Source organism: Actinomadura meyerae (assembly GCF_900188445.1).
Lineage (GTDB): Bacteria > Actinomycetota > Actinomycetes > Streptosporangiales > Streptosporangiaceae > Spirillospora > Spirillospora meyerae.
This window is the reverse complement of the sequence record NZ_FZOR01000099.1, coordinates 1-2,660: the sequence shown is the minus strand read 5'-3', so window position 1 is coordinate 2,660 and position 2,660 is coordinate 1. Positions and strand designations below refer to the sequence as shown.

General features: G+C 76.6%; 2 protein-coding genes. Both read left to right on the top strand.

The window, feature by feature from the left end; translation table 11 throughout:
- A partial coding sequence (locus CHF16_RS39030; protein WP_143228387.1) for a phosphopantetheine-binding protein occupies nucleotides 1-884 on the top strand: 884 nt, incomplete at its 5' end.
- Between the two features lie 19 nt (nucleotides 885-903).
- A partial coding sequence (locus CHF16_RS39025; protein ID WP_143228385.1) for a type I polyketide synthase occupies nucleotides 904-2,660 on the top strand: 1,757 nt, incomplete at its 3' end.

Here is a 2,660-nt window from a genome sequence, read left to right as displayed (position 1 = left end):
GCAACTACGCCGCCGCCAACGCCTACCTCGACGCACTCGCCCAACACCGCGCCTCACTCGGACTCCCCGCACTGTCGCTGGCGTGGGGCCTGTGGGAGCAGGACGGCGGTATGGCCGGCGGCCTGGACGAGGCGGCGCGCGGCAGGCTGTCGCGTTCCGGCATCGGCGCGTTCGGCCCGGACGAGGCGCTGGAGCTGTTCGACGCGGCGCTCGGGCTCGGCCGCGCGGCCGTCGTCCCGGCCCGGTTCCACCTGCCGGCGCTGCGGAACCTGGCCGCCCGCGACGCCCTGCCGCCGCTGCTGCGCGACCTGGCCGGGGCGGCCGCACGACGCCCGGCCGCCCCGGCGCGGCGCCCGGACCTGGCGGCGCGGCTCGCCGGCCGGCCCCCCGAGGAGCGGGAGCGCGTGGTCCTCGAACTGGTCCGCGCCGAGGCCGCCGCCGCGCTCGGCCACCCCTCCCCCGACCTGGTGGACCTCGAACGCGGCTTCATGGACCAGGGATTCGACTCCCTGACCGCCGTCGAGCTGCGCAACCGGCTCGGCTCGGCCGTCGGGCGGCGGCTGCCCGCGACGCTGCTGTTCGACCACCCGACGCCGGCCGCGCTCGCCGCGCACCTGCACGCCGCGCACCTGGACGCCGCGCCCCCGCACGCCGCGCCCCCGGACGCCGGGGCCGGCGGGAACGGCGCCGCGTACCGGACGGCGCTGGCGCAGCTGGACCGGCTCGCCGCCGACCCCGCGGCGCTCGGCTCCGCCGAGGTCCGGGCCCGGCTGCGCGACCTGCTGGCCCGGCTGGAGGACGCCGCGCCGGAGTCCGCGGAGCTGGCGGCCGCCTCCGACGACGAGATCTTCGACCTGATCGACAACGAGCTGGGCACCGCCTGAGAAAGGGACCGCTGCGCACATGGCGAACGAGGACAAGCTCCGCGACTACCTGAAGCGTGTCACGGCCGACCTCCAGGCCACCCGGCGGAGGCTGCGCGAGACCGAGCGGGCCCGGCGCGAGCCGATCGCCGTCGTCGGGATCGGCTGCCGCTTCCCCGGCGGCGTCGCCGCGCCCGAGGACCTGTGGGACCTGGTGTCCGGCGGCGTCGACGCGGTGTCGGAGTTCCCCGCCGACCGGGGCTGGGACGTCGACCGCCTCTACGACCCCGACCCGGACGGCGTCGGGCGGTCCATCACCCGCGAGGGCGGCTTCCTGCACGACGCCGCCGACTTCGACCCGGCGTTCTTCGGGATCAGCCCCCGCGAGGCCCTGGCCATCGACCCGCAGCAGCGGCTCCTGCTGGAGACCGCGTGGGAGGCGCTGGAGCGCGCGGGCATCGACCCGCACGGGCTGCGCGGCAGCCGCACCGGCGTGTTCACCGGGATCATGTACGGCGACTACGCCTCCCGGCTGCCGGAACCTCCGGAGGAGTTCGAGGGCCATCTGAGCAGCGGCAGCGCGGGCAGCATCGCGTCCGGGCGGGTCGCCTACACCTTCGGCTTCGAGGGCCCGGCCGTCACCATCGACACGGCGTGCTCGTCGTCGCTGGTCGCGCTGCACCTGGCCGTGCGGGCGCTGCGCGCGGGCGACTGCGACCTGGCGCTGGCGGGCGGCGTCACCGTGATGGCGACCCCGACGACGTTCGTCGAGTTCAGCCGCCAGCGGGGACTGTCGCCGGACGGGCGATGCCGCTCGTACTCGGCCGGGGCGAACGGCACCGGCTGGAGCGAGGGCGCGGGCCTGCTGCTGGTGGAGAGGCTGTCGGACGCGCGGCGCAACGGGCATCCGGTGCTCGCCGTCGTCCGGGGCACGGCCGTCAACCAGGACGGCGCGAGCAGCCGGCTGACCGCGCCGAACGGGCCCGCGCAGCAGCGCGTGATCGAGGACGCCCTGGCCGCCGCCCGGCTCACGCCGGACGACATCGACGCTGTCGAGGGGCACGGCACCGGCACCACGCTTGGCGATCCGATCGAGGCGCAGGCGCTGCTGGCGGCCTACGGGCAGGGGCGGGACCGTCCGCTGTGGCTGGGTTCGGTGAAGTCGAACCTGGGGCACACCCAGGCCGCGGCCGGGGCCGCCGGGGTCATCAAGATGGTGCTGGCCATGCGGCACGGCCTGCTGCCCGAAACGCTCCACGTCGACGAACCCACCCCGCACGTCGACTGGGAGACCGGGGCCGTCCGGCTGCTGACCGAGCCGGTGCCCTGGCCGCGGACCGACCGGCCCAGGCGTGCCGGCGTCTCGTCGTTCGGCATCAGCGGCACCAACGCCCACGTGATCCTGGAGGAGGCCCCCGCCGAGGAGGCGGAGGAAGAGCCGGACCGGCCGTCCGGTCTCGTGCCGGCACCGTGGCTGTTCTCCGCCCGGACGCCGGAGGCCCTCCGCGCCCAGGCCGGTCGCCTCGCCGGGATGGCCGGCGGGTCGCCCGCCGACATCGCCCACTCACTCGTCACCGGCCGTGCGTCGTTCGGCCACCGGGCCGCCGTCGTGGCCGGCTCGCCCGAGGCGCTGAAGTCCGCGCTGACGGCGTTCGCCGAGGGGCATGCCGAGAGCGGCGTCCTGTCCGGTGAGGCGGTGTCGGGTCGTACGGCGTTCGTGTTCTCCGGCCAGGGCAGCCAACGCCCCGGCATGGGCCGCGACCTCTACACCGCCTTCCCCGCCTTCGCCGCCGCCCT